Raw genomic sequence first — 5,833 nt, forward strand, 5'->3', positions numbered from 1 at the left:
TATCGTCTTAAAAATTTTATACCGCTAACTTGACGGGTATGGGGCGAAACACCCGATTTTTACCCCAGCTGCCTTAGAAGCGATTGCCCTGCAGTCGCAGGGGTGGCCGCGGATCATCAACAACCTCGCCACCACTTGCCTGTTATACGGCGCTCAATTAAAAAAACATATGATTGACGAAGACATTGTGCGTATGGCAGCCGAAGAAATGGGGTACTGACACAGCAGGGGCTGATCGGCCCCTGTTATGTTTCATCCCGATCCATCCTCATTCTAGTTAATCATCCGAAATAATGTGCAAACGTTCGGAAATAATCTGCAAAACCTGGAATAATTCGCAAAGATTTTGCACATTATTTCTGAATCCGTCCGAAATAATTTGAAAAAGGGATTCTGAAATAATGTGCTAATTTACAATATTAAATCCATTGTGATTTTCTTCATTTCACGCTTTCCTCTGTGCCACAAACATGGTCTATTCAGATTTTGTTGTCGCTATTTCTAAACTTCTCAATTGGTTATACGCAGGTTCTTCATGAAAACTAAGATCCAGCCCCATTAATTCTTCCTCTTTACTTACTCGCAACCGCATAAACAACGACATTAATTTCAAAATGATGAATGTGCCGACAGTAGCTAAAATAATAGCTATGACAACACCTATACATTGATGCAAAAGCTGTTCAGGATTACCGTAGAGCAAACCATCATTGCCCGCAGGATTTACTTCTTTTGTCGCAAAAATCCCTGTGGCAACTGAGCCCCATATGCCTCCAATACCATGAACTCCGAAAGCATCCAATGTATCATCATATTTAAGTCGTGCCTTAACAAAATGTATAGCAACATAACAAATAGGCGCAACAATAATGCCAATAATCAGTGCTGAAGGGATAGTGACAAATCCTGCTGCAGGAGTAATAGCAACAAGACCAGCTATCGCCCCTGTTGCAGTTCCCACTAATGTAGGCCGCTTACGTACTATCCACTCTATGAACATCCATCCTAGTCCTCCAGCCGCCGCGGCAATGTGGGTGTTTACAAAAACAAGGGAAGTGATATCATTAGCACTTAGGGCACTACCGGCATTAAACCCAAACCATCCAAACCATAAAGTAGCTGCACCAATCAGAAAAAGCACAATATTGTGTGGAGCATGTTCTTTCTTCAAATATTCAAACCTCGGCCCAATGATTAAAGATGCTGTAAGGGCACTTACTCCTGAAAGAATATGAACAACAGTCCCACCAGCAAAGTCCAGTTCTCCCATCTTAAATAACCAACCGCCACCCCACACCCAGTGAGCCATCGGCGCATAAACCAATGTTACCCACAGAACCGAAAAAACGAGCCATGCGGAGAATGAGATACGTCCAGCAATTCCCCCAGAGATAATGGCCACCGTAATTGCAGCAAAAGCGCATTGAAACATCGCAAAAACGTAATGTGGAATCGTTAGTGTACCAAACGCCGCTTCCCCATTTACTCCATGAAGACCTAAATAATCGCTTCCACCAATAACTCCTTTAATATCCGGTCCAAAACTCAAACTATATCCCCATAACACCCAAACAACAGAAATAACTAATAAGCTAACAAAACTATGCATCATAGTCGATACAACATTTCGCTCACTGACTAATCCCCCGTAAAAAAGAGCAAGACCTGGTACATGCATAAAAATAACAATCGCTGTACAAATTAACATCCAAGTTGTATCTCCAGAGTTAATGGAAGACGTTTTTTCAGCAGCAAAAGCATTAAATGGAAAAAGAATGATGCTTCCTAATAGAAAAGCCAATAAATACTTTCCTTTTTTCAACATGATAACAGCCCCCCTTTACTCTTTCATCATATGATGGAGATTATGACCGTTTAGTCCACTTTTACTGCCTACATTTTCAAAATCAAAAAAGACAGCTACACCGATAATCATTAACGGTACGATGATTGCCAAACAGATCGAATAAAACTTACTTATGATTTTGGAACCCTTTTTTGCTATTTCTCGATTAATAAGCACTACTGCCAGAGAAAAACTGAGAATATAGACTACATCCATATATACAGTCACTAAAGCTATGGAAGGGGATTGTAACATCTCAGCTAACATAGCCCCCATCATTCCACCCATTAGACTAGCCACTAAACCATCTATAATCGCCAGCAACCCAAACGGTTTTCCAAGCAAATAAGCAATGCAACCACTAAGAGTAACGGATAATATAGTTGAAACAGCCAACTTACCATGCAAAAAACTGGCCAACAGAAATCCAACAGTTAAACTGTTTACCATTGTTAAAGCCATTGTAAGTACTTTTCCCATGACATGACTTAGGAAACGACCATTGGCATAAATCTTTCTTAGATAATAAGCAGTGTATAAAGAGATAATAACTATACTAACTACAAGTAACATACGACACCTCCGAAAATAGAGAGCTTATCGAAAAAGGAGCTGGTTCAAACAGCCAACTCCTTTTTCAACGCTTAATGTTGACAAGAGGAACCTATGTTCGAATGGCACTCTTTAGGTGTAGGCCGCGGCAAATCAATAGCTGGATTACGATCAAAAAATCCCACTGGTTTCAACTGAAAATTAATATACGCCGTTGGCATCACAGGCCAATCTTCCGGACGAGTAATATGATGATGCCCCATTGTATACCAAACTACAATATCTTCATTCTCGATATTACGGTTGGCTTGAATGTATTTCGGCAATCCATCTCCTCCTTTATGTTGGTTAGGGTATTTTCCAGAAGCATACATTTCATTTTTATCAAATTTTGTAACATGCAAATGATGTTTAATAAATCCGGCTCGTTTAATTAAGCTAGAATCGTCATAGGCGAAAGGAAGACAATTTTCACCCGGCACAATTTTATATCCTACAGGCTGTCCAACTGCATTGAAAGAATTAGGATTGATGATTTTCCATGTACGCTGCGACTCTAAATTCATCACTCTGCACGCCTCTTGTTCTGTTTTAAATGTCGTTGTCTCAGTATAAAAGCCATTATTAAACGGATTATGCAGGCCTTTTGTCTCCCGTACTGTATTAATTTCTACTAATGAGTTATTCATCCCGTCTATTTGAGTATCAAGACGAAATGTAAAGAAATGCTGGTGAAAAGGCGCATTTAACTGCGGAGCAATAATATTGCCATATTTCGGCTGTTCATCTGGATCAAGTGCTCCTGTATTAACAATTCCCGTTAATTTCACCTCCACTTCAATCGTGCCATCTTGATAAAAATACCAGAAAAATCCATAATCATAGTTTGCTACAGTTGCAAAAAATGAGATGACAAGACGCCGTGATCGGCGCACTTCTACATGTCCTGTTCTCCAATCTGTATGTTTCCAAGCAACTCCATAATCTTCTTCATGCAAACAAATCGCATTAGGAATGATTTTGACGTTTCCCCTGCTATCGGTCATCACTGCATCAAAATAACGAATCTCTCCCAAACAGTCGCAACCAAGGGTTAAAGAATTCGCCAACTGTCCAATCCCATATTCCCCTGCATCAAATGCATTTTGACGATTATGCGCAGGTGAGGCATCGGCGTACGGAACTACCATTTCGGCTAACGATGCCCGATAAAGAATAGGACGAATTTTTCCTTTATCTTTATATCCAATAGTGTGAAGAACAAGCCCCTCTCTCGGTGTGAAGCTAAAACGAAAATCCCATTTTTGCCAACGTATATGATGACCATCAACTTCAAAGCTTGGCCCTTCTGGTTGAATAATTTCAAGCGGTTTTAAATCTTGACGGAATTGAATCGACTCAGAAGTTTCTGGTGTGTAATTCCCATCTAATGGTGGTAAAGGTTTTACAGCAAAATCATCAATTTTGATAACTTCCATTTTATTCAAATCAACAATAGCTACCAAACCTGTAAGAGGGTAAGCATAACCATTATCACCTGGAAATTTGCGCACCCATGCTAAGGCCCGAGCAATTCTTTTTCCTTCTTCCTCTTCGATATTAAAATAACCAGCAGACCAAGGATCAATCATAACTAAATCAGGATCAGTAATTCCCCTTTTTAATAACGCTTTTCTATATTCAGGATGATTTTTTACTACTCTTTCACATTCCTCAAATTCATCTAGCATAAAATTCGGTTGAACATCTGGAATATGCTCCCATGATACAACCTCTTCATTAGTGATTGAAACGACTGCTTCGTAAGTTTTTTCCGTTTCATTATCTAAAATAATAATGAAAGCTTCTCGATTAATAGGATCTCCGTCTTTGTAATTGAGTACCACTTCCTTTTCCGGTTCATGCAAAACAACTTGAACAAATCTCACTTTATGCCCCAAATTCTTTTTTTCTCGTAAAATGGCAACAGCCTTTGTAATTTCTTCTGCCGTTAGCGGCTCTAAAGGATGGGAAATTTTTTGTACTTTCACTTCACCGTGTGTATGCATGAACAATTCCTCCTTAAATAATAAATTTTTTCTTTATGATAGCTGTTTAATGGTCAGTTTGTATTGTACAAACCGGAACAAGTAACAAAATATAACTTTTAATGTAAAAAAAAATAACAATAAAATAGAAATAAAATAATTCATTATATAAAAATTAATTTCAAGAAATAAACATTATCACTATCTAAATAGTAAATACAGGAAATAGGATAGGAGGGTGATACAGTTGAAAAATATTAATCGTTATTTTCCTTTTCAACCGGAAATTCAGGCGAATACAGATTCTTATGTGGAATTAAAGCCAACAGGACAGTCTATTGATAAAGATATTGCGCTATTTTATCAATTTAAAACAACGAACGATCCATCCTATTTTTCTCTCGTTCCCGATGGCTGCTTTGATATATTGTTTTGTTGTGACTCCAACCACCCTTCCGCTTTTCTTTGGACTAGTCCTTTTCAACGGCGCAAGCAGCCAAACTTTATTAACAACTGTGAATATTTTGGGGTAAGGTTTTTTCCTGAACAAGGAATGATTAAATTAAATTATCCGATGGAAGAACTTTTGGAACAACAAATCCCTTTATTTGACGTTTTATCGGGGAATCCAAGCATTATAGAGGAAATCGCAGCCGGAGAAAGTTTCAGCAATAGAGTAGCGATATTTAAAAAATTTTTATATAAGACTAGATGTGAAATGGGTTATGATTATCAAATTATTGATTACGCTATTCGAAAAATTTATTTGTCCAATGGGGGATTGAACATCAGCGATTTATCAGAAGAGACTGGTTATTCTGATAGATATATACGTAAAATATTTGAAAAATATATCGGATTTTCACCTAAGCAATTTTGCCAAATTGTTAAATTTCAAAATTCTCTAGATATGATCCTAAAAACTGAGAGTTCTCTCTTGGATAGCAGTTATTACGATCAGTCTCACTTTATTAGAGAATTTAAAAAATTTACCCTTTTGACTCCTAAACAATATAAAGAAATGTATAAATCTGCATTATAATATGAACAATTGGCATTCCCACAACATAAGGGTAGTTATATAAATGCACCTTGAAAAGTTAAACTTTAGATCGGCACTGTCAAGAATTTTGTATAATGCAAGATAGATAAGGTATCTCTGAATGGATTTTAGAATAGAGAGAGGCGGATTGACCCCCTAAATTTAGACACATCCTATCTTAATTTTAGGTTATTTGTAAATTAGCACATTATTTCAGAATCACTTTTTCAAATTATTTCAGATGGATTCTGAAATAATGTGCAAGATTGTGGCGGGTTGTTCCGGTTTTTGCACATTCTTTCGGAACGTTTGCACGCTCTTTCAGATGAAGATTTCCAGCGCGCCTGATGGACCGCTGGAAGATGG

The 5,833-nt window shown here is 37.7% G+C and carries 4 protein-coding genes and 1 pseudogene; 2 read left to right on the top strand and 3 right to left on the bottom strand.

Annotation, left to right across the window (positions count from 1 at the left end):
- Positions 1–40: 40 nt before the first annotated feature.
- Positions 41–220: pseudogene (locus tag ETR37_RS17810) on the top strand (AAA family ATPase); the annotation flags it as partial.
- A 255-nt stretch (positions 221–475) separates the two neighbouring features.
- Here the strand turns inward: ETR37_RS17810 and ETR37_RS17815 are convergent.
- The 3 genes from ETR37_RS17815 to ETR37_RS17825 form a co-directional block, all read right to left on the bottom strand.
- Complete coding sequence (locus ETR37_RS17815) at positions 476–1,732, bottom strand: ammonium transporter (protein ID WP_197501146.1); 1,257 nt, start codon at positions 1,730–1,732, stop codon at positions 476–478.
- Between the two features lie 108 nt (positions 1,733–1,840).
- Entirely contained in the window at positions 1,841–2,419 is a 579-nt protein-coding gene (locus tag ETR37_RS17820) for a hypothetical protein (protein ID WP_060788967.1), read from the bottom strand.
- 71 nt (positions 2,420–2,490) lie between these two features.
- Entirely contained in the window at positions 2,491–4,446 is a 1,956-nt protein-coding gene (locus tag ETR37_RS17825; RefSeq protein ID WP_060788966.1) for a primary-amine oxidase, read from the bottom strand.
- Between the two features lie 226 nt (positions 4,447–4,672).
- Here ETR37_RS17825 and ETR37_RS17830 point away from each other — a divergent pair, with 226 nt between their 5' ends.
- Positions 4,673–5,467, top strand: coding sequence for a helix-turn-helix domain-containing protein (locus ETR37_RS17830; RefSeq protein ID WP_060788965.1), 795 nt, complete (start codon positions 4,673–4,675; stop codon positions 5,465–5,467).
- The last annotated feature ends 366 nt before the right edge of the window (positions 5,468–5,833 follow it).

The sequence above is a fragment of the Geobacillus sp. PK12 genome (genome assembly GCF_004123125.1).
Classification (GTDB): Bacteria; Bacillota; Bacilli; order Bacillales; family Anoxybacillaceae; genus Geobacillus; species Geobacillus zalihae.